The organism is Amycolatopsis cihanbeyliensis (genome assembly GCF_006715045.1).
Classification (GTDB): Bacteria; Actinomycetota; Actinomycetes; order Mycobacteriales; family Pseudonocardiaceae; genus Amycolatopsis; species Amycolatopsis cihanbeyliensis.
On sequence record NZ_VFML01000001.1, the window covers coordinates 1,921,038 to 1,942,908 of the forward strand.

Consider the following 21,871-nt stretch of genomic DNA (forward strand, 5'->3'; position numbering starts at 1 on the left):
CGCCCGGGGGTGTCAAGAAGTTCGGGGTGCTGCCAGACGAAGGTGGGTACGGTCGGACCATGCCGACCATCATCGACGCGCCGATCGCCGCCGTCACCGTGTACCCGCGGCACGCGCGGGTCACCCGCAAGGGCCGAGCCGACCTCGGCTCCGGAGATCGTTTCGTGGTCAGCCGCCTACCGCTGGGGCTGGCACCCGAATCGGTACGGGTCAGCGGATCCGGGCCCGCGACCGTGGTCGGGGTGGACCTCACGCCGGAGGTGCACGCCCAGTCCGCCGACCCGGTGCTCGAGGAGTTGCTCGAGCGCGAACGCGCGGCCCGGCAACGGCTCGACGAGGTGGTGGACGCCGAAACCGTGCAGAACACCCGCAGCACCCTGCTGGACTCGTTGGCCCGACGCTCCGGTTCCGCGTTCGCCAAGGCGCTGTCGACCGGTGAGACCGCACCCGATCGGGTGGCCGAGGTCGGTGACGCGCTCGCCGAGCAGCTCGCCCAGGTGCTCGCCAGGCGGCGGGAGCTGACCGAGCAGCACACCCGGCTGGCCGAGGAGCTGGCCGCCGCGAGCCGTGCGGTGGAGCAACGCGGCGCCGAGCAGGGGCCGGATCGCAACGCCGTGACGATCGAGCTGGCGGCCGACGAGGGAGCGGGCGAGGCCGAGGTCGAGCTGGAACTGTCCTATGTGGTGTCCGAAGCGGGGTGGGACTCCGGCTACGACGTCCGGTTGCGGGACGACACGCTGACACTCACCTGGTACGGCCTGATCACGCAACACACCGGCGAGGACTGGCCGGAGTGCGAGCTGGCGCTGTCCACCGCCCGGCCGTCGGCCACGCTCAGCATCCCCGAGCTGGCGCCGTGGTTCCTGGACCGTGAGCGCAAGGCCGGCGCCGTGCGGGAGATGGCGGCGGGCGGGCTCGAGGCCTACGCGCCGCCGCCCGGCGCGGCGGCGGCGCAGGGCTACGAGCTCGCCGCGAGCACGGCCGAGGTGCGGCACGGGATCGCGGCGGCGACCTACCGGCCGCGCCGGCCGGTGGCGGTGCCCACCGACGGCGGCGCGCACCGCACCACGATCACCGAGCTGGAGCTGGCCACCCGGCTCGACCACGTCACCGCACCTTCTCGGGACGAGCACGCCTACCTGCGCGCGGTGGCCACGAACACCTCCGAACACACGCTGCGGCCGGGCAACGCCTCGGTCTTCCACGGAACCGAGTTCATCGGCACCACCCGACTGGAACCGTGGGCACCGGGCGAGGAGGTCGAGCTGGCGCTGGGGATCGACGAACGCATCCGGGTGGAGCGAGAGCTGGTGCGCCGCTCGGCGGGCAAGGCGGGACTGCCCGGGCTGCCCGGCGCCCGGCGCCGGGACGCCGAGTACCGGACCACCGTGCACAACCACGGGCCGCGGCAGGCCACGGTGACGGTCCTGGATCAGGTTCCGGTGTCCAGGGACGAGGCGATCACCGTCCGGGACGTCCGCACCAGCCCGGAGCCGGCCGAGCGGACCGATCTCGGTGAGCTGAGCTGGCGGCTGGACCTGCCGCCCGGCGGGAGCGCCGAACTCAGCCTCTCCTTCCGCGTCGACGTCGGCAAGGGCGTCGAGCTCACCGGCTGGCGCGAGTAGCCGAGGCGTCAGCGGTTGCCGGCGATGTAGGCCTCGAGCTGCTCCTGGCTGTGCTCGAGCTCGTTCATCCGGATCTTCACCACGTCGCCGATGCTGACGATGCCGTGCAGCCTGCCGTCCACCAGTACCGGTACGTGCCGGATCCGGCGTTCGGTCATGACCACGCTGAGGCTGTCCACGGACTCCTCCGGCGTGCAGGTGGCGACGACCTTGGTCATGATCGAGGAGACCGGGCGGTCGAGCAGGCCGGCACCGTACTCGTGCAGCCTGCGCACCACGTCACGTTCGGAGACGATGCCCACGACACCCTCCGAGCCGACGACCACCATCGCCCCGACGTTACGTTCGGCGAGGTGACGGAGCAGCTCGGTCACCATCGTGTCCGGCTCCACCGTCGCCACGTCCGACCCTTTGCTCCGCAACACATCGGCAATCCGCATGAGGCTCCTCCCGGCGCGGTGAGCTGGTTCACACCAGGCTAGTGGCGACTCCGGCGGGGAGAAAGCCATGAACCGGGCAGAGCAGTCATTTCCCCTGGTCGAACAGCGGACGGAGCAATGTCAGCCCTGGTTCGATCTCACTCGCCGGGATCGAACCGTAGCCGAACACCAGGCCGGCGCGGCCGGGTTGGACCGAGAAGTCACCCAGGGTGTATAGGCCGACACCGGCACGCCGGGCACGCCGCACCAGCTCGCGCGTGCCGTACTCGGACCAGGCGCTGAGATGCAGCCCGGCCGGGGACGGGATGGGCGCGCATACCCCGGCGAAGTCCCGCCGCAGGACCTCGGCGACCAACTCGTGCCGCGCCCGGTACTCCCGCCGCATCCGGCGCAGATGCCGGGCGAACCCGCCCTCGTCGATGAACCGGGCCAGCGCCGACTGGATCGGGCCGGAGGAGTGCCAGTCGGCCAGGTACTTGGCCTTCACCAGTGCCGCCCGGATCGATCTCGGCGGGACCAGGAAACCCAGGCGCAACGCGGGCGAGAGCGACTTGGAGAACGAGCCGGTGTAGAGCACCCTGCCGTCCTCGTCGAGCCGGTACAGCGGTTCGAGCGGCCTGCCGACGTAGCGGAACTCGGTGTCGTAGTCGTCCTCGATGAGCACCGCGTCGCTGCGCCGGGCCCATCGGATCAGTTCCTGCCTGCGCTCCAACGACATCGGCATACCGAGCGGGAACTGGTGCGAGGGGGTGACGTAGACCAGCCGGGTTCCCTCCGGGATCTCCGCCACGACGATCCCCTGCTCATCCACCGGAACCGGGATGACCGTGACGCCGAAGGTCTCGAACAGCAGCCGCGCCGGTGGATAGCCCGGATCCTCCACCGCCACGCCCTGCCCCGGCCGCAGCAGCACCTTCGCGATCAGGTCCAGCGCCTGCTGGGTACCACCGGTGATCAGCAGGTCCGCGGGCTCGACCGGCAGGCCACGGGACACCCCGAGATGCCGTGCGACGGCCGCGCGCAACTCGGGCTGCCCGGCCGGTTCGCCGTAGTTCAGCGTGTCCGCCCGCGCCGCGCGCACCTCGTCCCCGAGCAGGCGGCGCAGCGTGTCGAAGGGGAACATCCGCGCGTCCGGCAGGCCGGCCCGGAAGTCGTACCGCGGTGCGGGGCCCGCCATCCGTGGTGGGTCCGGCACCCGTTCCCAGACCTCGTTCGGCCGCAGCGACACCCGCGCGCCCTGGTCCGGATCGGATGGACCACCGCTCGCCCCGGCGCGGACGAAGGTTCCCGCACCCACCTTGCCCGCCAGGAAGCCCTCGGCGCCGAGCCGGTCGTAGGCGGCGGCGACGGTGTTGCGGGCGACCGCGAGCCGCTGCGCCAGCTCCCGGGTGGGCGGCAACGTCTCCCCCTCGCGCAGCCTGCCGTCCAGGATGGCGGCACGTATCTGCAGGTAGATCTCGTCCCTTCGGCCCCGGCCGCGCTCGGTGTCGATCTGGATGTCCACCGCACCGATCCTAGATTGGCCCAATGTGACCTGGCTGATTTTGGTCCTTCAGTAGTGCCTTTGCCGCTCCTAACGTTCGATGTATGGATCTTCGCGAACCGAACCGGGCGGTGCTGCGGCTGCACGAGAAGCTGGTCAGCACCGTCTCCACCGCCGACTTGGAACGCCCGACCCCCTGTGCCGAATGGGACCTCGGCGCCCTGCTCCGGCACCTGGTCAGCGAGAACCACGCTTTCGCCGAGGCGGCAACACACGGAAAGGCCACCGACTGGGAGGGCGGCAGGCTCGGGGACGACCCGCATCGGGCGCTCGCCGACTCCATCGCCGCCGTCACCTCGGCGTTCGACGGCGACGGGATGCTCGACCGGGAGATCGCGGTGCGCGACTTCGGCACCTTCCCCGGCACCGTCGTCGTGGGGATGCACCTGGTCGACTCGGTCGTGCACGGCTGGGACCTGGCCAGGGCGCTCGGACAGCCCTACGAGCCGGACGCCGGTGCCGTGGACGCGGCCCTGCGGTTCATGGAGGGCGTCCCGGACGACCCCGATGGCCGGGGGCCGGACGGCCCGTTCGACAAGGTGGTCCCGATGCCGCAGGACGCCCCGCCGCTGCACCGGCTGCTCGGCCTGACCGGCCGGTCACCGGACTGGGCCGCCGGCCCCCGCTAGCAGCCACCCAAGTGCCCTGAACGTGGCCTTCCGGACGTTGAGCGTCCCAAATGGTCCGTTCGCAACCCTGAGCGTCTCGAACGCCACGTTCAGGGCTTTTCGGTCCGGCGGCCACGGACAGCGGTGGCGTTCGGGGCAGGGGTGCCGGCCTGCTACGCGGTGACCACCCGGGGCGGGCGCAGCGGGCGGTGATGGTGTCCAGCGCCGCCTGCGAGGCCGCGTCCGCGGCGCGGTAGATGACCAGCCGCCGGTCCGGATCCCGCGCGGGGTTCAGCACCTCGAACTCGACGGTCAGTGGCCCTGTCTCCGGGTGGCGCAACGGTTTCCGCCCGCGCCCGTTCACCTTGACCTCGCGCAGCTCCCACAGCCGGGTGAACTCCTCGCTGCCCCGGTCAGCTCGCCGCCCAGCTCGGCCAGCTCATCGTCATCCGGACACTGATCCCGATGGGCAGGGAGCTGGGGTTGGGCGCGCTCGACCTGCGGTTCACCGGGGACCAGCTGGCGACGCTGGAGCGGGCCAGCGCCCTCGAGCTCGGCTTCCCGCACGACTTCCTGGCCAAGCCGATCACCCGGGGTGTGATGTTCGGCGGGGTGGTGCGGCAGGTCCTGGCCGGCCGGCCCGATGACGAGAAACTGCTGCTCGTGGTGGACCAGCTCGAGGAGCTGTTCACGCATTGCCACGCCCTGGACGAGCGGCGTGCCTTCATCGCTTCGCTGGTCACGGCCGCGCGGGCGGCGGGCGGCCGGTGCCGGGTCGTGCTTGGGGTGCGTGCCGACTTCTACCCGCACTGCACCGGCCACGCCGACCTGATCGAGGCATGGCAGGACGGACAGGTCACCGTGGGGCCGCTGACCACCGCCCAGGTCCGCGCGGTGATCAGCAAACCGGCCGCCGCGGCCGGGCTGGTCGTGGAGACCGCGCTGATCGCCGAGGTGGTCGCCGAGGCGGCGGGCGAGCCGGCGGTGCTGCCACTGCTGTCGCACGCTCTGCTGGAGACCTGGCGACGCCGTAAGGGCACAACCCTCACCCTGGCCGGTTACCAGGCCGCAGGCGGGATCCGCGCCGCGGCGACCCGCACCGCGGAGCAGGTCTACGACGCGCTTTCCGCGGACCGGCAGCACCTCGCCAGGCAGCTCTTCCTGCGGTTGGTGGCGCTGGGCGAGGGAACCGAGGACACCAAGCGCCGCGTCCCGCTCGCCGAGCTGGGCCAGGACGAGGACACCGCGGCCGTCGTGGAGGCCTTCACCAGAGCCAGGTTACTCACCCTTGGCGAAGGCAGCGTGGAGGTCTCGCACGAGGTGCTGGTCCGCTCCTGGCCCCGGCTGCGGGCATGGCTGGACGAGGGCAGGGAGGCCGTGCGGCGGCACCGGCGGTTGACCGAGTCGGCCTCGGAATGGGACCGGCACGGCCGGGACCCGGGGTTCCTGTACCGGGGCAGCCTGCTGGCGGCGTGGGAAGGGCATCCGCGGACCGGGCTGAACGAGCTGGAGCGGGCGTTCCTCTCCGCGAGCGGGGAACAGCGGCGGCGCGAGCAGGCCGCGGGGCGCAGGCGCCGCGGCCTGGCGCTGGCCGGGCTGTCCGTGGCGCTGGTCGTGGTCAGCGTGCTCGCGGTCTTGGCCGTGGTGCAGGCCGACCGCGCGGTGCGGCAGCGGGACCTCGCGGCACACCGCCAGCTGGTGACCGCGGCACGGGCCGAGCTGGATCGCGACCCCGAGACCGGCCTGCTGCTGGCCACGCGGGCGTTCGACCAGTCACCGTCGGCGGAGGCGACGGCGGTGCTGCGCCAGGCCGTGGTGGACTCGCGGGTCAGGGCGACGCTGCCGGGCGCGGCCGGGGCCGTGGCGATCGGCCGCCGGCTGGTCGCCACCGGCGGGACTGACGGCGGCCTGCGAATCTGGCGCAGGGAGGGCAGCCAGGTGGCGGGCGATCCGAGGGTGCTGTCCGGCGTGGGTGCCGTCACCGGCCTGGATCTCGCCCCCGATGGAACGTCGCTGGCCGTGGCGGGCATGGACGGCACGGTAAGCGTGTGGAACACCGGCACCGGCTCCCGGGAGCAGGCGTGGCGGGCCGCGGACGGCCCCGTGTCCGAGGTCCGGTTCGGTCCGGACAGCCGGAGGGTGGCGGCAGCGGGCGAAGATGGCGTGATCCGGATCTGGCGGCGGGATCAGCCAGGTTCCGGCCCTGTTCTGCTGCGCGCGCCGGAGCGGGCACTCAGCGTGGCTTTCGACTCGGCGGGGCGCAGGCTCGCGGCCGGCGGCGCCGACGGAGCGATCCGGCTGTGGGATCTCGCCGATCCGGCCGAGCCCCGCTCGATCCTGCGCGGTCACGACTTTCACGTGCCCTCCGTAGCGTTCAGCCCGGACGGTCGGCGGCTGGCCAGTGCGGGCAAGGACGGCACGGTCCGGGTGTGGTACCTCGCCGACGACTCACCGCCCGCCGTGCTGCACGGGCACAGCGGCTCCGTCGAAGCGGTCGCATTCAGCCCGGACGGCCAGTACCTGGCTACCGGGGGCAACGACAACACGCTGCGGCTGTGGAACGCGAAGACGCTGCTCGAGGCGCGCGTACTGCGGGGCCACGGTGGCGTGGTCGTCAAGGTGTCCTTCGGCCCGGAAGGAACCACGCTGGCGAGTCTCGGGCTGGGCGAGGGCGCGCGACTGTGGGACGTCGGTTCGGGCATGAGCGTCCTGCCGAAGAAACACCGGGGCCCGGCCTGGGGCGCGGCGACCGCGCCCGCCGGCACGCCGATCGCCAGCGGCGGGCACGACAGTACGGTGCGGCTGTGGCGTCCGGAACATTCCGCGGAGCCGGTTGTGCTGGATGGCCACGAGGGAGACGTGCACGGCGTCGCGGTGGCCCCGGACGGCAGGCGGGTGGCGAGCATCGGCGCGGACGGCATCCGGCTGTGGGACCCGGCCACCGGGCGGGAGATCGGCAGGTTCCCAGCGGGCCCGCGATCCGTCGGTGTCGCCTTCAGTCCGGACGGGAACCTGCTGGCGGCGGGCGGCCCCGACGACACCGTCCGGATCACCCCGCTGGACGGTCGGCCTCCCCGCGTGCTGGAAGGCCATCAGGGCAGCGTGCGCAGGGTCGCGTTCAGCCCGGACGGGCGGCGCCTCGCCAGCGCATCGGAGGACGGCACCATCCGGATCTGGGACACCGGCACCGGCAAGCAACTGCACCTGCTGCACGGCAAGGTGGGTGCCCTGTGGGATGTGGCGTTCAGCCCGGACGGCACCCGGCTGGCCGGCGGCGGGGACGCGGGCAGCGTCCTGGTGTGGGACCAGAACAGCATGCGCAGCGACGCCAGGCCGCGCAGGCTGGTCGGGCACCGGGGCGCGGTGTGGGACCTCGCCTTCAGCCCGGACGGGCGGTGGATCGCCAGCGCCAGCGGGGACCAGTCGGTCCGCTTCTGGCCGGTCACCGGGGACGGCACCCCGATCGTGTTCGACGGCTTCGGCACCACCGTGGAGACGGTGGCCTACGGCAGCGACCCTCGCCGAGTGGTCAGCGCGCACGAGGACGGCACCGTGCGGACCTGGACCTGCACGGCCTGCGCCCCAGCTGGGGAAGTGCGCGCGCTCGCGGCGGGGATGGCCAGCAGGGAGCTCACCGCGGAGGAACTGGACGCCTACCTCGACCGGTAGCGGGCCTCACCAGCGTGTGGGCATAGCGGTGGCGTTCAATGCGGCGTCGAGTGCGTGGATGGGATCGGGCGGGGCGGTGCTGGTGCGCCAGGCGATGTAGCCGTCGGGTCGGACCAGGGTGGCCCCGTCGGATTCGAGACCGTAGGCGGTGCGGAAGGCGTTGGGCTCCACCGGTTTCGCGTCGGCGCCGATGTGTACGAACGTGACCGGGATGTCCAACTGCGCGGCGAGCCGGGCCGCGGTGACTGCCCAGCGGTCGTCTTCGGACAGCAGCACCCAGTCGCGTTCGAACAGGTCCAGCGTCGAGCTTTCCTTGCCGTCGATGGTGACCCACAGGTGCGGGGCCCTGGTGCCGGGCTGGCCGGCCCACTGGTCGGGTCGCTGCGCGGGCGGCAGGTTGGCGTCCGCGCCAAGGACCGCGGCCGAGCGGTAGAGCTGGCCGAGTTCGATGGATGCGTCGTCCAGCACCGGCACGTCGGTTGTGGGGGCCGTCAGGTGGGTCTTGTAGTCGGCGCGCGCGAAGAGCTGGTCGTGTCGTAGGTCCGCGACAGGTCGGCGTTCGGCGTCGTAGGTGTCCAGCAGTCGCGGCTCGGATTTCCCGGACAGCACGGCGGCCAGTTTCCAGGCAAGGTTGTGCACGTCGTCGATACCGGTGTTGGCGCCGAAACCGCCACGGTTGGGCGGTAACTGGTGGGCTGCGTCCCCGGCGAGGAACACCCGGCCGGCGGAGAAGCGGTCGGCGATCAGCCCGGCCAGTTCCCAGCGGCCGGTGGTCACCAGTTCGATGGGGATGTCGGTGCGGCCGATCGCCTGCCGCACCACCTGGATCTGCTCGTCGGCGGCACGCTCGATGTCGTCGCTGAGCATCAGCACCCACCGTCCGTCGGAGTAGGTGGTCAGGAATGCCGTCAGGTCGGGCTGCTCGATCTCGAACTGGACCACACCGTGCTCCAGGTACTCATCCAAGCGGGCGCGGAACAGGATGCTGCGCTGCACCGACAGCGGACCTGCCCCGTGGCGGCCGATGCCCAACGCCGCACGCACGGAGCTGGCCGCGCCGTCCGCGGCCACCATGTACTGCGCGCGCAGGCGGTACTCGTGACCGTCGTCGCGACGGCGCAGGGTGGCGGTCACGCCGTCGGTGTCCTGGACGAAGCCGAGCAGTTCGGTGCCCGGCCGCAGGTCTGCGCCCAGCCCGACCGCTCGCGCACGCAGCAGAGGCTCGAGCCGGTCCTGGGTGATCGCGATCGCGTGCACCGGGGAGTCTTCCGCGCCATAGGCGCCCTTGCCGCCGGGCGTCCACGGGTACTCCTCGAGCCAGGTCCCGGTCAGGCTCTCCACCCGGGCCCGCCGCGGCGGCTTCATGCCCTGCAGCGACGGCGGCACCTCGACCCCGACCTGCCGGAAGTGTTCCACCGTACGGGTGGTGAAACCGATCGCCCGCGGATGCGGGGAGCTGCCGCGGTGCTTGTCCACCAGCATGACCGGAACGCCCTGCCAGGCCAGGAACACCGCGGCGGACAACCCGACCAGGCTGCCGCCGACGATCAGCACCGGTGTCGTCTCGTTGTCGTCGACGTTCATCTCGATCACCCCTGCGCAGCGTTGGGTCACACTCTGACCCACCCAGAAAAACACGACTGAATTAAACTAGCAATCGAGTTAATATATTTAGTGAGTTAAATCATCTGCTAGGGTGGTGACATGTCTGTTGAGCCACCCGGACGCCGGGAACGCAAGAACGCCCAGACGCGCCGGGCGCTGGCCGAGGCCGCGCAGCGACTGTTCCTGGAGAAGGGCTACGACGAGGTCAGCGTCAAACAGATCGCCGACGCGGTGGACATCTCTGTCCCCACGGTGTTCAAACACGTCCCCGACGGCAAGGAGGCGTTGATCTTCGACGACGGCGTCGAACGCAGGGAAAGCCTGCTGGCCGCGGTGCGTGAACGCCCCGCCGGAGTGTCGGCGACGGCCGCGCTGCGGGAGTTCATGGCCGGGCGTGGGCCGTTCGTGGCCGACCCCACCCCGGAGGTCCGCAGGCTCACCGAACTGATCGTCAACACCCCGGCCCTGCGCGACTACTCACGCAAACTGTGGATCCGCTGCGAAGCACCCCTGGCCGAGGCCATCGCCACCGAGCTCGGCCGCGACCCGGACGATCTCACCGCCCGCGCCCTCGCCCGCTACATCCTCGAGATCCCGCAGTTCCTCAGCGACGAACCCGACCCCCGAGCCGCCCTCGACACCGTGTTCGACCTGCTCGAATACGGACTCCGTGGCGCACCCTGACCGCGCCACGGTGGCTCCGCCCGCGTCCCTACCTTTCCCGTGTCTCGGCACCGGGTACTGGCACACTGCTGCACCGTGAGTGGAACGGTAGTGATCCTCGGCGGGCGCAGCGAGATCGGCCTCGCGGTCGGCATCCGGCTGGTGGCCGGTGGCGCCCGCACCGTGGTCCTCGCGGCGCGGCGCAGCCAGGACCTGGACGAGCAGGAGGCGGCGCTGCGTGCGGCGGGCGCGGACACGGTCGACCGGGTCGAGTTCGACGCCGACGACGTGTCGCGCCATCGCGAGGTGCTGGACGAGATCGCCAGGCGACACGGGCCCCTCGGTGTGGTGGTCACCGCGTTCGGCATCCTCGGCGACCAGCAGCGCGCCGAGCGGGACACCACTCACGCATTGTCCATTGTGCACACCGATTATGTCGCGCATGTCGCCGTGCTCACCGAGCTGGCCAACCTGCTGCGCGAGCAGGGCAGCGGCAGCCTGGTGGTGTTCTCCTCGGTGGCCGGAGTGCGGGTGCGCCGCGCGAACTACGTGTACGGCTCGGCCAAGGCCGGGCTGGACGGCTTCGCCAGCGGGCTCGCCGACGCCCTGACCGGCAGCGGGGTGCGGCTGCTGCTGGTACGCCCCGGCTTTGTGGTCGGGCGGATGACCGAGGGCATGAGCCCCGCGCCGTTCTCCAGCACCGCCGACCAGGTCGCCGACGCCACCGTCCGCGCCCTGCGCCGTGGCCGGGCCGACGTCTGGGTCCCCGCCATCCTCCGCCCGGTGTTCGCCTTGATGCGCCTGCTCCCCCGCCCCCTCTGGCGCCGCCTCCCCCGCTGACGTGCCCTGAACGTGGCGATCAGGACGCCCACCGTCGCGAACGGCACTATTGGGACATCTGACGTCTCGAAAGCCACGTTCAGGGCCCCGCGGGTAGGTTCGGTGGGCGGAAGGTGGAGGAGGCTCGCATGGAGGATGTCGCGGCGCTGGTCGAGCAGGTCTACCCGGCGGTGGAGTCGGCGGTCGCCGCCTACGGGTCGGAGGTGCTGACCAAGGCACAGGAGGCCGCGGCCGACGGCACGGTCGGGCTCGGGCAGCACCTGCTGGCGAAGCTGTTCAGCCGGAAGGACTCGAAGGAGAACGTCGAGCAGGCGGTCACCGACCTGGCCGGGGAACTGGACGACCCGGACTTCCAGGCCGCGTTGCGTGCCCAGCTGAAGAAGGCACTGCGCGAGGACGCCGAACTCGCCGCGGAGATCGCCGCGCTGCTGCCCTCGGGCGGGGCGAAGTCGATCTCGGTGGGCGGGGACAGCGGCGGGATCAACTCCACCGGGGACAACGCCTGGAACATGCAGATCGGCTCGGTCGTGCTGCCGCCGGACACCCCGCCGATCGAGCGGGTGCCCGCACCACCCGGCCCGATCGGTGTGCCCGTCCGGCCCGACTTGTTCGTCGGCCGCGAGGCGGACCTGGCTCAACTGGAGGCGGCGATGGCCGCCAGCGATCCGGTGGTCGTGGCCGCCGTGCACGGGCTCGGTGGCGTCGGCAAGAGCACCCTGGCCGCCCGCTACGTGGCGCTGCACCGGGACGAGCGCACCCTGATCTACTGGATCACCGCCGAGCAGGCCGGATCCGTCGAGCAGGCCCTCGCCCGGCTGGCCACGATACTGCGGCCGGAGCTGGCCGAGCTGCCCGCGGAGCTGCTGCCGGAGCAGGCGCTGCGCTGGCTGGCAGCGAACGAGGGCTGGCTGCTGGTACTGGACAATGTGGACGACCCGGCCGACATCCGGCCCCTGCTCGCCCGCGCCGGACCGGGCCGGGTCTTGATCACCAGCCGCAGGGCCACCGGCTGGCACGGCCTGGCCCGGCCGCTCGACCTCGACGTACTGACCGGGGACGAGTCGGTGGAACTGCTGACCCGGATCGCCGCCCATGGCACGGACGACCTGACCGGGGCGGAGGAACTGTGCCGGGAGCTGGGCGGGCTGCCGCTGGCGATCGAGCAGGCCGGTGCCTACCTCGCGCAGACCGGGATCAGCCCGGCCGACTACCACCGGCTGCTGGACCGGCACCCGGCGGTGATGTTCGACGAGGCGGCCGAGGGCGCCGACGCGCGGCGGACGGTGGCCCGCATCTGGCGGGTCACCATGGACAAGCTCGACCCGCTGTCCGGAAAGGTACTGCGGGTCCTGTCCTGGTTCGCCCCCGAGGACATCCCCCGATGGCTGCTGGACGACCTCGCCAGCGAGCCGGAGTTGCTGCGGGCCATCGGGAAGCTCCGCGCCTACAGCATGATCACCGTCGACGGCGAACTGCTGGCCGTGCACCGCCTGGTGCAGGCGGTCACCCGCGTACTCGACGATGCGTCCGATATGGACTCGGCCAAGCTCGCCCTAGCCGCCCTGGCCGAAGCATTGGGCGACGCCGGCCACGAAGATCCAGCCAACTGGCCGCTCTACCGGGCGCTGCGGCCGCACGCCGAGGCAGTCGCCGGCCATTGCCCCGACGACGACCTGCTCTTCTGGTTGCTCAACCAGTTCGGGGTATTCCAGAACGGGCAGGGGGACGCAGATCGTGCGATCCAGTTCCTCGACCATGCCGCCGCCGTGGCGGACCGCGTGTTGAGTCCGGACCACCCGAGCCTCCTCTCGGTCCGCCACAACCTCGGCTTGGCACTCGTCTCCGCCGAGCGGATCGAGGAGGCGGTCGTCTTGCACGAGGCGAACCTGAGGGATACCGAGCGGATGCTCGGCAAGGATGACCCACACACCGCCATCGCCCGGAACTGTCTCGGACTGGCCTACCGAATGGCGGGCCGCGCCGAGGAGGCCATCACCGCGCATCAGGAATGTCTCGCGGACCAGCAACGGATCCTCGGGTCCGATGATCCCGCCACCCTGCGCACACGGAACAACCTCGCTATCGCCTACGAGGTCGCGGGATCTACCGAGCAGGCCATCGAGCTCTACCGGGAGGCCATAGCGGACGCCGAGCGGCTGCTCGGAGACGACCACCACGACACCATCCAGCTCCGGCGCAACCTGGCTACCACCTACTTCAATGTGGGCCGGTCCGAGGAAGCGATCACCTTGCTGGAGTGGACCGTCGCCGACTTCGAACGCACCTTTGGGGTGAAGGCCTGGCAGACCTTCGTCGCTTACGACACCCTCGCCAACGCCTACCATCTGGCAGGGCGCATCGAGGAGGCCGTGACATTGCACCGAACCACGCTGGCGGGCCGGGAACGGGTACTCGGGCCGGACCATCCGGACACCGTCGGCTCGCGGAACAATCTCGCCACCGCCTGCCGGGACGCGGGTGAGCCCAGCGAGGCCGTGCGGTTGCTGGAACGCGCTCTTGCCGACTGTGCACGGAGGCTGCCACCCGACCATCCGACGACGGAACTGGTGCGCCGGAACCTGGAGGAGGCACGCGCGGCCGTTACTGGCTCGGGCGGATGAGTTGGGGTCGGCGGGCGAGCCAGGTGGGTGGGACGCGGACAGTGTCGCCGAGGCGGAGGACGTCGGCAGGGGCGTTCAGTGCGTCCGGTGGGGGTAGCAGGAGCAGGGTGCGGATGGCGTGGGTGGGTGGTCCGGCGTAGACCCAGGCCACCGCTTCAGGGGTGAACGGATGCCATCGGGGGTCGCGGTGGGCGCGGTAGGTGACGGCGCGGTCGGGGCCGTGCAGGACGACCACATCGGCGTGGGCGGGCCACCATAGGACGAAGGCGATGCCCAGCGGGTCGGCCGCGTCGCCGAAGGCCCATTTCTCCCAGCGGCGGTGCGCGAGCTCGTCCAGCAGGGCGTCCATGCTGATGGCGGCAAGGCGCCGCTGGTCACCGCTCAGCGCGTGGGCGGGGTCAGCGGTGGCGTCGAACCATTCCACGGTCGGTCACCACCCGGCCGGTGCGTTCGGCTTCGACGCGCCGCTGGATGGCGGCCACGGTCCAGCGGGGGTGTCTACGCTCCGCCGGGCGCTGCGGCCACACCAGGTGCAGCGCGCCGCAGGTCGCGATCACGATCAGGCACAACCCGACGATCACTCCGATCGTCTGCATGACGTCACCCCCTTCTCCGGAGCTGGGGCGGGCGGGGAGGCCGCGCCTGGCGCATCCCCGCCCGCTGCCGGTCGGCGGGACCCGAGCCAAGTGGGCGCCGACCGACACCTGAGACTCTAAAACAGCAATGCAAACAGCAGTGTGGTTCTATAGAGTGAAAGTTGCGTTGCAACCAGACTTACTACGATTGGGTGATGCGGGGATGGCAGGTCGTTCCGGCAGACTGCGCGCCATGGTTGAGGAAGACTCCACGCCGGTCATCCAGCGGCTGACCTTCGGCGAGCGCGCACGGCAGCACCGCGAGGCGGCCGGGATCGAGTTCGGCGAGGCCGACCGGCAGCTCGGCGGCTACTCCGGGAAGCTGTCGAAGATCGAGAACGGGATCATCGCGGCCAAGCCGGCCGATGTGGAGATGATGATCCAGCTCTACAAGCTGCGCACCCGGCAGGCCGACGACTTCCGCGCCCTGGCCAAGGACGCCCGCCGCCGCTCCGCCCCGCAACGGGTCGGCAGTTCCTCCAGGCAGTATGTGGCGCTGGAACGCGCCGCCTCCGAGATCCGCATGGTCTACAACGAGATTCCCGGCTTGCTGCAAACCCAGGAGTTCGCGCACGCGGCGTTGTCTGTGTCGCCGATGCTCCCGGCAGGTGAGGCATTCGGCCATGCCGAGGCACGAGCGCAACGCAGCGAGCGCATCGTGCATCCCGGCGGCCCGGACCTGTGGATCGTGCTCGGTATGGAGGCGCTGTATCGCGAGGTCGGCGGGTCAGAAGTGCTGCGGCGGCAGCTGGAACGGCTTCGCGAGATCGCCGACATGCCGAACGTCCACTTCCGCGTCCTGCCCTGGTCGGCCGGAGCCAGCCCCGCGCTGAGCTGCCCGTTCACCCTGCTCTACGTCAAGCCCGACCGCACCCTCGCCTACGTCGAGTCGCTGACCAGGCCGGACTACATCAAGGCCACCGGACCGCACCTGGTCGCCTTCGATCATGCCTACCGGATCGCCGCTGCCGAGGACGAGTCAAGGGCCATACTGGAGGGGAGGATCGTGGACCTGAGCCAAGGGAGATAGCGATCATGACGATCTCGGCCGCCAACCTGCCCGGAGCACAGTGGCGCAAAAGCAGCAAAAGCAACGGTGGTGGTGGCGCGCAGTGCGTCATGCTCACCTGGTTGCCCAACGGCGGCGCCATCGCCGACAGCAAGAACATGACCGGCCCCGCGCTGCACCTCAGCACGGCCGCCCTGCGCGCCCTGCTCACCAACCCGCCGGAAGTGCCCTGAACGTGGCGATCAGGACGCCCACCGTCGCGAACGGCACTATTGGGACATCTGACGTCGCGAAAGCCACGTTCAGGGCTCCCGGGTGGGGTTAGCGGGGGAGGTGGTGGACGGTGGTCAGGTATTCGTCGGTGATCTGGTGCACGATGCGCTCGGCGGAGATGATCGTGTCCACCAAGCCGGCGGACTGCCCGGCCTCCACCTTGCCGTCGGTGACGTCGCCGTGTACCGCGGCCATCCGGAGTGTGGACTTCTCGAACTCCGCGCGCCGCAGCTCGAGGTCCCGGCCCGCGCCTTCCAGCTCGGCCATGCGGTCGGTGAACTCGTTGGCCACGGCGCGGATCGGGCGCAGGCCGTTGCCGACCATCCTGGTGTCCGCCACCCCGGCGCGCAGCACCGCGTCCTGGTAGGCGGGGTGCACGTTGGCCTCGGTGCTGAGCAGGAAACGGGTGCCGAACTGGGCGGCTCCCGCGCCGAGCGCCAGTGCCGCGGCCAGCCCGTGGCCGTCGGCGAACCCGCCGGAGGCGACGACCGGCAACTCGGGTAGCGCCGCGGTGATCGCCCGCACGATGATCAACGTGGACACCTGGCTCGCGGGCGGGTGCCCGCCCGCCTCCCCTCCGACGACCACCAGACCGTCCACACCGGACGCGGCGGCCTTGACGGCGTGCTCCTCCCCCGCGACCACGTGCAGGCAGACCGTGCCGATGTCCTGAAAGCGCCGCAGGTAGTGCCGCGGCCCGCCCTGGCCCGCGATCAGCACCGGCGGCCGCTTGGCGATCAGCAGGTCGAGCACCTCGCCGAGGTCCTTGCGGTGCAGCGGAAGGTTCACCGCGTAAGGCCGGTCGGTGCCGCGCCGGACCTCGTCGATCGTGTTCGCCAGGTCCGGCAGCCGCATCGGGCCCGCGGCGATGACGCCGAGGCCACCGGCCCGCGACACGGCCAGTGGCAGCGCCGCGGCCGAGGACACCCAGGACATCCCGGCCTGCACCACCGGAAGGTCCACGCCGAGCAACCGGGTCACCGAGGTCTCGAGTCTCATCCGAGTGCACCTTCCCTGAGCAGCCGCTCGGCATGCGCGACGAGTTGCCGCTTCTGTACCTTCGCGCTCGCGGTCATGCCGAACCGCTCGAACCCCTCGACCACGAGCAGGTGCCGGGGGACCTTGAACCCGGCCATCCGGGCCTTCGCCCAGTCCAGCAGCTCCCCGGAGTCGGCAGCCCGGTCCTCGTTGAGCACGACGAACGCGAACGGCACCTCGATCAGCCGCTCGTCCGGCACGCCGACGACCACCGCCTGCCGGATCTTCGGGTGGCCGTGCAGCACGTTCTCCACCTCGGCCGGAGCCACGTTCTCCCCGCCGACCCTGATGATGTCCTTCTCCCTGCCGAGGAACTCCAGCCGCCCGGACTCGTCGAGCAGGCCGATGTCGCCGGTGTGCAGCCACCCGTCCCGATCCAGGGCCTCGGCGGTCTCCGCCGGCATGTCGTAGTAGCCGCGCATCACGTTCCAGCCGCGCACCAGGATCTCGCCCCTGGTCCCGGTAGGACAGTCCATTCCGGTCTCGACATCGCGGATGCGGACGGCGACGCCGGGCTCGGGTCGCATGCGTCCGGCCACCCGGACCTCCTCCGGTTCCCACCACGCCGACTGCGCCACGTTCGGCGATGCCTCGGAAAGACCGTAGCCGACCACGCATTCGGCTGCGCCGAGCTCGTCGATCACCCGCCGGGCGATGGTGGGTGAGGCGGCCAGCCAGGCGCCCCGCAGCACCAGCCTCCGCTCCGGCCGGTCCGGGTGGTTGAGCAGCATCAGCGCGATCGTGTCGTTGCCGGAGAAGTGCGTGCACCGCTCGGTCTCCATCAGCCCCAGCGCATCCCCCGGCTCGAAACGCTCGGCCGCGACCAGGGTCGCCACCTGCTGCAGGCAGCCCAGCACGGACAGGGTGCTGCCCGCGACATGGAAGAACGGGCGCGCGCTGTAGAACCGGTCGCCGGTGCGCAACCCCAGCCTGCCACCGGAGAAGAACGCGTCCGCGCACATCCCGCGGTGGGTGAGCAGGGCGCCTTTCGGGCGCGAGGTCGTGCCGGAGGTGTACTGCAGCAGCAACACGTCCTCGGGGGTACACCGCGGCTGCACCGGTTCCCCACCCGCCGCGAGGAACTCCGCCCACGGCAGCGCACCGTCCGGCACGTCATCGCCGAGCACGACGACCGAGGTCAGCTCGGGTACCGCCGGATCGGGCAGCTCCCGGTCCACCCGCGGGCAGATCTCGCGCAGCATCCCGACGAAGTCGATCTTCAGAAGGCGGTCGGCGAGGAACAGCAGCTTCACCCGCGACTGCCGGAGCACGTAGCCGATCTCCTCGGCGCGCAGCCGGGTGTTGACCCCGACGGTCACCGCGCCGAGCGAGCCGATCGCCAGGAACAGCGCGACCCAGCGGGGACCGTTGCCGAGGCAGACACCGACGTGATCACCGCGTCCGACGCCCGCGGCGGCCAGCGCGGAACGGATCGTGGCGACCTCCGAGGCCAGCTCCGCGTAGCCGACCCGCTCCTGCGGGGTGACCACGGCCTCCAGCTCGGGCGCGATGCCCACGGCGCGGCGCAGCACGTCCTCGGTGGTGAGCGGGCACACCGCGGCCAGCTCGACGGGGTTCTCCATCCGCGTCAGGCCTCCTGATCCTGGTCCGCCGCCTTCCCGGCGATCGTGTCCACCTCGGCACGCGAGCCACCCTCGGCGAGGTTGCGCTCGATCGCGGCCATCTCGATCCGGATCCCCCGGTCAAGGTCGGTCTCGGTGCCCAGGTCCACGGCCTGCTTGGTGAGCGTGATGGCCAGCTCGGGCGCCTCCGCGATCCGGGCCGCGAGCTCGGCACCGGTCGTGGCCAGCTCCTCCGGTTCGACCAGGCGGGTCACCAGGCCCACCCGGAGGGCCTCCGCGGCGGTCATCACCCGGTTGGTGAAGAGCAGTTCCTTGGCCCGCCGCGGACCGATCACCCGCTGCAACCGCTGGGTGGCACCGACCGTGCCCCAGTGCGGCTCAGGGAACCGGAAGCTGGCCGAGCTGGTGGCCACGGCGAAGTCGCAGCTCATCGCGATCTCGCCACCGGAGCCGACCACGGCGCCGTGCAGCAGCGCGACCACCGGCTTGCTGCACCGCTCGATCGCCTCGTACGCGGCGAACGAGGCCTGCCTGCGGCCGCGCACCCACGCGGCGTCCTTCCCCGACCGTTCCTTGAGGTCAGCGCCCGCGCAGAAGGTGGGGCCGTTGCCCTCGACCAGCACCACCCTGGTGCCGGGCTCGGCGTCCAGCCGCTCGAACGCCTCGCGCAGGGCGAGGCACGTCGGGAGGTTCAGCGCGTTGCGTGCGTGCGGGCGGTTGAGCACCACCCTGGCAACGGGGCCGGTGGTCTCCACCAGCACTTCGGCGCCGGTCACGTGATCGTCCCTTCCCGACGCAGCGCGTCGATGTCCGTGGCGCTCAGTTTCAGCCGGTCGCGCAGCACCGCCTCGGTGTCCGCACCGAGCACGGGCGGCGTGCCGATGTCTGGGACCTGGACGTCGTCGGCGCCGTTGTCCATGCGTAACGGCGTGCGCAGCGCGGGGAAGGCCCCGGCAACGGGATGGTCGAAGCTGCCGACCAGGTCGCGGGCCACGGTGTTCTCGTCGGTGAGGATCTCCCGCACGCTGTTCACCTCGCCCGCGGGGATACCGGCGTCGCGTAGCGCCCCGGCCAGTTCGTCCCGCTCCCGCCCGGCGAACGCGGAACGCAGCGCCGCCATCACCCGGTCCCGCTCGGCCAGCCTGCCCGCGTTGGTGCGCAAGCCGGGTTCCGCGGCCAGCTCGTCCAGGCCGAGCACGGCACACAGCGACGGCCAGTGCTGGTCGCTGCAGCTGATCTGCAACCAGCGGCCGTCCGCGCAGGCCAGCGCCTCCGAGGGCACCCTGCCGGGATGCGCGCTCCCGGTGCGCCCGGGGTCCTCGTCCAGTACGAACAGCCTGGCCGCGGCCAGCGCCAGCAGGCTGACCTGCACATCCATCATGGACAGGTCGACATGGTCGCCCTTTCCGGTGCTCGCCCTGCCGGCCAGCCCGGTCAGCGCGGCGATGACGATCCAGAGCCCGGAGGTCATATCGGCCACCGGGATGCCCGCCTTGGCCGGTGGTGACTCGGGATAGCCGGTCATCGACATCAGCCCGGACAGTGCCTGGAACACCGTGTCGTAGCCCCTGCGGTCCGCGTACGGCCCGCGCTGCCCGAAGCCGGTGGTCGAGACGTAGACCAGCCCGGGGTTGTCCGCGGCCAGCGTGCGGTAGCCGAGCCCGAGCCGGTCCATCCTGCCCGGCAGGAAGTTCTCCACCAGCACATCGGCCGTGCCCGCCAGCTCCCGGGCCAGCTCGCGGCCGCGCTCGGTTCCCAGGTCGAGGGTGATCGAGCGCTTGCCGCGGTTGAACGCGAAGTAGTACGCGCTGTCCCCGCTGGGCAGCATCGGCTGCATCAGGCGGGACTCGTCACCCGCGCCGGGGCGTTCGACCTTGATCACCTCGGCGCCGAGCTCGGCGAGGATCTGGGTGGCCATCGGGCCGGCGAGGACCCTGGAGAAGTCGAGGACGGTGATGCCGGAGAGTGGTCGCATGGCGATCAGTCCCGGAAGCTTCGCATGATCGTGTTGACGTCCCTGCCCGCGCGCATGGCCTCGGCGAAGGGCAGGTCGGCTACCCGGTAGAACAGGTCCTTGGTGGCCGCGATCGCCCGCGGCTCGGCCTCGGCCCATTCCCTGGCGATCTCCAGCCCGGCCGCCAGTGCCTCGCCGGGGTCGGTGACCCGGTTGGCGAGGCCCGCCCCGGCCAGCTCCTCGGCGCCGAGCGTCCGGCCCCTGCTGATCAGCTCGAAGGCGAGCTTGCGGCCGAGGTGGCGTTGCAGGCCGGTCAGCACGATGGCGGGCACGATGGAGTGGGTCAGCTCCGGGTAACCGAACCGGGTACCGGTGGCGGCGACCATCATGTCGCAGCCGAGCGCGAGGCCGGCCCCGCCGCCGAGCGCGGCGCCGTGCACGACCGAGACGATCGGCTTGCGCAGCTGCTGCGGCAGCGCCTGGGTCCGCGCGGTCAGCTCGGCGCGGTGCAGCACGGCGTCCTGGTCGTCCGGGGTCAGCTCGGCGAACTCCCGGACATCCGCCCCGGCGCAGAAGCTGGGTCCCTGCCCGGTGAGCACCACCGCCCGTACGCCCGCGTCGGCGTCGGCGGCCAGCAGCGCCTCCAGCAGGGCCGCGGTCAGCGGGGTGTTCAGCGCGTTGTGCTTGGCAGGCCGGTTCATCCGCAGCACGCGGACCGCCCCATGCTCCTCGGTCAGCAGCACGTCCTCGTCAGACATTCCGCAGGACCCCCTTCGTCGGCAGGCCGAAACCGGCCCGCGCCACCATGCTGTGCAGTGTCCGGCCCAGCGCCCGCTCGCAGAGCCCGGAGGCGGTCAGGACCCGGTCCAGGTCGAGCCCGGTGTCCACCCCCATCGACTCGAACAGGTTCACCAGGTCCTCGGTGCAGGCGTTGCCGGTCAGCCCGCCGCCGTAGCTGATCCCGGCGGGGTGCCCGCCCACCCCGCCGAACGCGCTGTCGAAATGCCTGCAGCCCGCGTCGAGTGCGGCCACACAGTTGGCCAGCGCCGCGCCCCTCGTGTTGTGGAAGTGAGCCACCACCGGCAGGTCGGGATACTCCGCCGCCAGCCGGGCGAACACCGGCGCGACCGTGGTCGGTGAGCCGAGGCCGGTGGTGTCGCCGAGGGTGACCAGATCGACGCCGAGCGCGGCGAAGCGTCCGACGTCCTCGACCACCCTGCCGGGGTCGACCGGGCCCTCGAACGGGCAGCCGAAGGCCACCGAGACGACGCCGACCAGGGTGAACCGGCCACCGGCGAGCCGCACCATCTCGGCGACGTTGTCCCACTGACGGGTGCGGGTCGTGCGCAGGTTGCGCTCGGTATGCGACTCGGTCGCCGAGACCAGCAGGCTGAGCTCGTCGGCGCCGTGACCGGCATCGAGATCGGCGACGGCACGCCGCACGGCGCGCGCGTTCGGGCAGGTGGCCTTGAAGGCGACCCCCTCGCGACGGGGCACGGCGGCCAGCACGTCGCTCGCGTCCCGGAAGGCGGGCACCCGTTCCGGATGGCTGTAGCTGGTGGCCTCGACCCGGGTGAAACCCGCGTCGACGAAGGCGTTCAGTACGGCCAGCTTGGTCGCGGTGGCGACGAAGTCCGGCTCGTGCTGTAGCCCGTCACGGGCAAAGCACTCGCAGATCGTGACCCGGTCCCGCACGGCACGTCTCCTCCCACCGTTGATGCGAGGAGCGTGTCAGATGTCTGTTGATAATGTCAACAGACTGCGC

The 21,871-nt window shown here is 71.5% G+C and carries 19 protein-coding genes and 1 pseudogene; 8 read left to right on the forward strand and 12 right to left on the reverse strand.

The window, feature by feature from the left end; translation table 11 throughout:
* Positions 1–59 precede the first annotated feature (59 nt).
* Positions 60–1,625: a DUF4139 domain-containing protein gene (locus FB471_RS08360; RefSeq protein WP_141996749.1), complete on the forward strand. Its 1,566-nt coding sequence runs from the start codon at positions 60–62 to the stop codon at positions 1,623–1,625.
* A gap of 8 nt (positions 1,626–1,633) precedes the next feature.
* Here FB471_RS08360 and FB471_RS08365 read toward each other — a convergent pair whose 3' ends face one another.
* Together FB471_RS08365 and pdxR are read right to left on the reverse strand one after the other, a co-directional pair.
* Positions 1,634–2,065, reverse strand: coding sequence for a CBS domain-containing protein (locus tag FB471_RS08365; RefSeq protein WP_141996750.1), 432 nt, complete (start codon positions 2,063–2,065; stop codon positions 1,634–1,636).
* Positions 2,066–2,150: 85 nt separating this feature from the next.
* Positions 2,151–3,569 carry a MocR-like pyridoxine biosynthesis transcription factor PdxR gene (pdxR, locus tag FB471_RS08370; RefSeq protein ID WP_141996751.1) on the reverse strand — a complete coding sequence of 473 codons (1,419 nt, stop codon included), beginning with the start codon at positions 3,567–3,569 and terminating at the stop codon, positions 2,151–2,153.
* A gap of 83 nt (positions 3,570–3,652) precedes the next feature.
* On the opposite strand from pdxR, the gene FB471_RS08375 reads away from it, so the two are divergent.
* On the forward strand, positions 3,653–4,237 hold the full coding sequence (locus tag FB471_RS08375) for a TIGR03086 family metal-binding protein (protein WP_141996752.1): 585 nt from the start codon (positions 3,653–3,655) through the stop codon (positions 4,235–4,237).
* Positions 4,238–4,493: 256 nt separating this feature from the next.
* Here FB471_RS08375 and FB471_RS34995 read toward each other — a convergent pair.
* Positions 4,494–4,580, reverse strand: a pseudogene (locus tag FB471_RS34995) (transcriptional regulator); the annotation flags it as partial.
* A 101-nt stretch (positions 4,581–4,681) separates the two neighbouring features.
* Between FB471_RS34995 and FB471_RS08380 the strand changes: the two are divergent.
* Complete coding sequence (locus FB471_RS08380; protein WP_141996753.1) at positions 4,682–7,885, forward strand: WD40 repeat domain-containing protein; 3,204 nt, start codon at positions 4,682–4,684, stop codon at positions 7,883–7,885.
* Between the two features lie 6 nt (positions 7,886–7,891).
* Here FB471_RS08380 and FB471_RS35475 read toward each other — a convergent pair whose 3' ends face one another.
* Positions 7,892–9,469: an FAD-dependent monooxygenase gene (locus tag FB471_RS35475; protein WP_141996754.1), complete on the reverse strand. Its 1,578-nt coding sequence runs from the start codon at positions 9,467–9,469 to the stop codon at positions 7,892–7,894.
* A gap of 120 nt (positions 9,470–9,589) precedes the next feature.
* Between FB471_RS35475 and FB471_RS08390 the strand changes: the two genes are divergently transcribed.
* The 3 genes from FB471_RS08390 (at position 9,590) to fxsT (ending at position 13,614) form a co-directional block, all read left to right on the forward strand.
* Positions 9,590–10,174, forward strand: a complete 585-nt coding sequence (locus FB471_RS08390; protein ID WP_141996755.1) for a TetR/AcrR family transcriptional regulator — start codon at positions 9,590–9,592, stop codon at positions 10,172–10,174.
* Positions 10,175–10,249: 75 nt separating this feature from the next.
* Positions 10,250–10,993, forward strand: coding sequence for a decaprenylphospho-beta-D-erythro-pentofuranosid-2-ulose 2-reductase (dprE2, locus tag FB471_RS08395; RefSeq protein ID WP_141996756.1), 744 nt, complete (start codon positions 10,250–10,252; stop codon positions 10,991–10,993).
* 128 nt (positions 10,994–11,121) lie between these two features.
* Positions 11,122–13,614 carry an FxSxx-COOH system tetratricopeptide repeat protein gene (gene fxsT, locus FB471_RS08400; protein ID WP_141996757.1) on the forward strand — a complete coding sequence of 831 codons (2,493 nt, stop codon included), beginning with the start codon at positions 11,122–11,124 and terminating at the stop codon, positions 13,612–13,614.
* On the opposite strand, the gene FB471_RS08405 is transcribed toward fxsT, so the two are convergent.
* Both FB471_RS08405 and FB471_RS08410 read right to left on the reverse strand, forming a co-directional pair.
* A complete protein-coding gene (locus FB471_RS08405) occupies positions 13,595–14,038 on the reverse strand; it encodes a hypothetical protein (protein WP_141996758.1) in 444 nt (147 codons plus the stop codon). The two genes, fxsT and FB471_RS08405, sit on opposite strands and share 20 nt — an antisense overlap.
* Positions 14,013–14,210: a hypothetical protein gene (locus FB471_RS08410; RefSeq protein WP_141996759.1), complete on the reverse strand. Its 198-nt coding sequence runs from the start codon at positions 14,208–14,210 to the stop codon at positions 14,013–14,015. Before FB471_RS08410 ends, FB471_RS08405 begins: the two co-directional genes overlap by 26 nt.
* Before the next feature lie 232 nt (positions 14,211–14,442).
* Between FB471_RS08410 and FB471_RS08415 the strand changes: the two genes are divergently transcribed.
* Together FB471_RS08415 and FB471_RS08420 are read left to right on the forward strand one after the other, a co-directional pair.
* A complete protein-coding gene (locus FB471_RS08415) occupies positions 14,443–15,279 on the forward strand; it encodes a helix-turn-helix domain-containing protein (RefSeq protein ID WP_141996760.1) in 837 nt (278 codons plus the stop codon).
* Between the two features lie 5 nt (positions 15,280–15,284).
* Positions 15,285–15,491, forward strand: a complete 207-nt coding sequence (locus FB471_RS08420; protein ID WP_141996761.1) for a DUF397 domain-containing protein — start codon at positions 15,285–15,287, stop codon at positions 15,489–15,491.
* Positions 15,492–15,579: 88 nt separating this feature from the next.
* Here FB471_RS08420 and FB471_RS08425 read toward each other — a convergent pair whose 3' ends face one another.
* Genes FB471_RS08425 through FB471_RS08450 form a run of 6 tightly spaced genes read right to left on the reverse strand, consistent with a single transcriptional unit; the run spans position 15,580 to position 21,801 of the window.
* On the reverse strand, positions 15,580–16,530 hold the full coding sequence (locus FB471_RS08425) for an NAD(P)H-dependent flavin oxidoreductase (protein ID WP_141996762.1): 951 nt from the start codon (positions 16,528–16,530) through the stop codon (positions 15,580–15,582).
* Positions 16,527–18,152 (reverse strand): AMP-binding protein, encoded by a 1,626-nt coding sequence (locus FB471_RS08430; protein ID WP_141996763.1) that lies wholly within the window; start codon positions 18,150–18,152, stop codon positions 16,527–16,529. The genes FB471_RS08425 and FB471_RS08430 overlap by 4 nt, the downstream gene beginning before the upstream one ends.
* A 5-nt stretch (positions 18,153–18,157) precedes the next feature.
* Complete coding sequence (locus FB471_RS08435) at positions 18,158–18,928, reverse strand: enoyl-CoA hydratase/isomerase family protein (RefSeq protein WP_141996764.1); 771 nt, start codon at positions 18,926–18,928, stop codon at positions 18,158–18,160.
* Entirely contained in the window at positions 18,925–20,127 is a 1,203-nt protein-coding gene (locus FB471_RS08440) for a CaiB/BaiF CoA transferase family protein (RefSeq protein WP_141996765.1), read from the reverse strand. Before FB471_RS08440 ends, FB471_RS08435 begins: the two co-directional genes overlap by 4 nt.
* A 5-nt stretch (positions 20,128–20,132) precedes the next feature.
* Entirely contained in the window at positions 20,133–20,864 is a 732-nt protein-coding gene (locus FB471_RS08445; protein ID WP_141996766.1) for an enoyl-CoA hydratase/isomerase family protein, read from the reverse strand.
* Positions 20,857–21,801 (reverse strand): hydroxymethylglutaryl-CoA lyase, encoded by a 945-nt coding sequence (locus tag FB471_RS08450; protein ID WP_141996767.1) that lies wholly within the window; start codon positions 21,799–21,801, stop codon positions 20,857–20,859. Before FB471_RS08450 ends, FB471_RS08445 begins: the two co-directional genes overlap by 8 nt.
* Between the last annotated feature and the right edge of the window lie 70 nt (positions 21,802–21,871).

Excerpts from the sequence above, each read along its gene's own strand:
- FB471_RS08360 (WP_141996749.1), top strand. The coding sequence starts at position 60 with ATGCCGACCATCATCGACGCGCCGATCGCCGCCGTCACCGTGTACCCG.
- FB471_RS08365 (WP_141996750.1), bottom strand. The coding sequence starts at position 2,065 with ATGCGGATTGCCGATGTGTTGCGGAGCAAAGGGTCGGACGTGGCGACG.
- FB471_RS08375 (WP_141996752.1), top strand. The coding sequence starts at position 3,653 with ATGGATCTTCGCGAACCGAACCGGGCGGTGCTGCGGCTGCACGAGAAG.
- FB471_RS08380 (WP_141996753.1), top strand. The coding sequence starts at position 4,682 with ATGGGCAGGGAGCTGGGGTTGGGCGCGCTCGACCTGCGGTTCACCGGG.
- FB471_RS35475 (WP_141996754.1), bottom strand. The coding sequence starts at position 9,469 with ATGAACGTCGACGACAACGAGACGACACCGGTGCTGATCGTCGGCGGC.
- FB471_RS08390 (WP_141996755.1), top strand. The coding sequence starts at position 9,590 with ATGTCTGTTGAGCCACCCGGACGCCGGGAACGCAAGAACGCCCAGACG.
- fxsT (WP_141996757.1), top strand. The coding sequence starts at position 11,122 with ATGGAGGATGTCGCGGCGCTGGTCGAGCAGGTCTACCCGGCGGTGGAG.
- FB471_RS08410 (WP_141996759.1), bottom strand. The coding sequence starts at position 14,210 with ATGCAGACGATCGGAGTGATCGTCGGGTTGTGCCTGATCGTGATCGCG.
- FB471_RS08415 (WP_141996760.1), top strand. The coding sequence starts at position 14,443 with ATGGTTGAGGAAGACTCCACGCCGGTCATCCAGCGGCTGACCTTCGGC.
- FB471_RS08420 (WP_141996761.1), top strand. The coding sequence starts at position 15,285 with ATGACGATCTCGGCCGCCAACCTGCCCGGAGCACAGTGGCGCAAAAGC.
- FB471_RS08425 (WP_141996762.1), bottom strand. The coding sequence starts at position 16,530 with ATGAGACTCGAGACCTCGGTGACCCGGTTGCTCGGCGTGGACCTTCCG.
- FB471_RS08430 (WP_141996763.1), bottom strand. The coding sequence starts at position 18,152 with ATGGAGAACCCCGTCGAGCTGGCCGCGGTGTGCCCGCTCACCACCGAG.
- FB471_RS08440 (WP_141996765.1), bottom strand. The coding sequence starts at position 20,127 with ATGCGACCACTCTCCGGCATCACCGTCCTCGACTTCTCCAGGGTCCTC.
- FB471_RS08445 (WP_141996766.1), bottom strand. The coding sequence starts at position 20,864 with ATGTCTGACGAGGACGTGCTGCTGACCGAGGAGCATGGGGCGGTCCGC.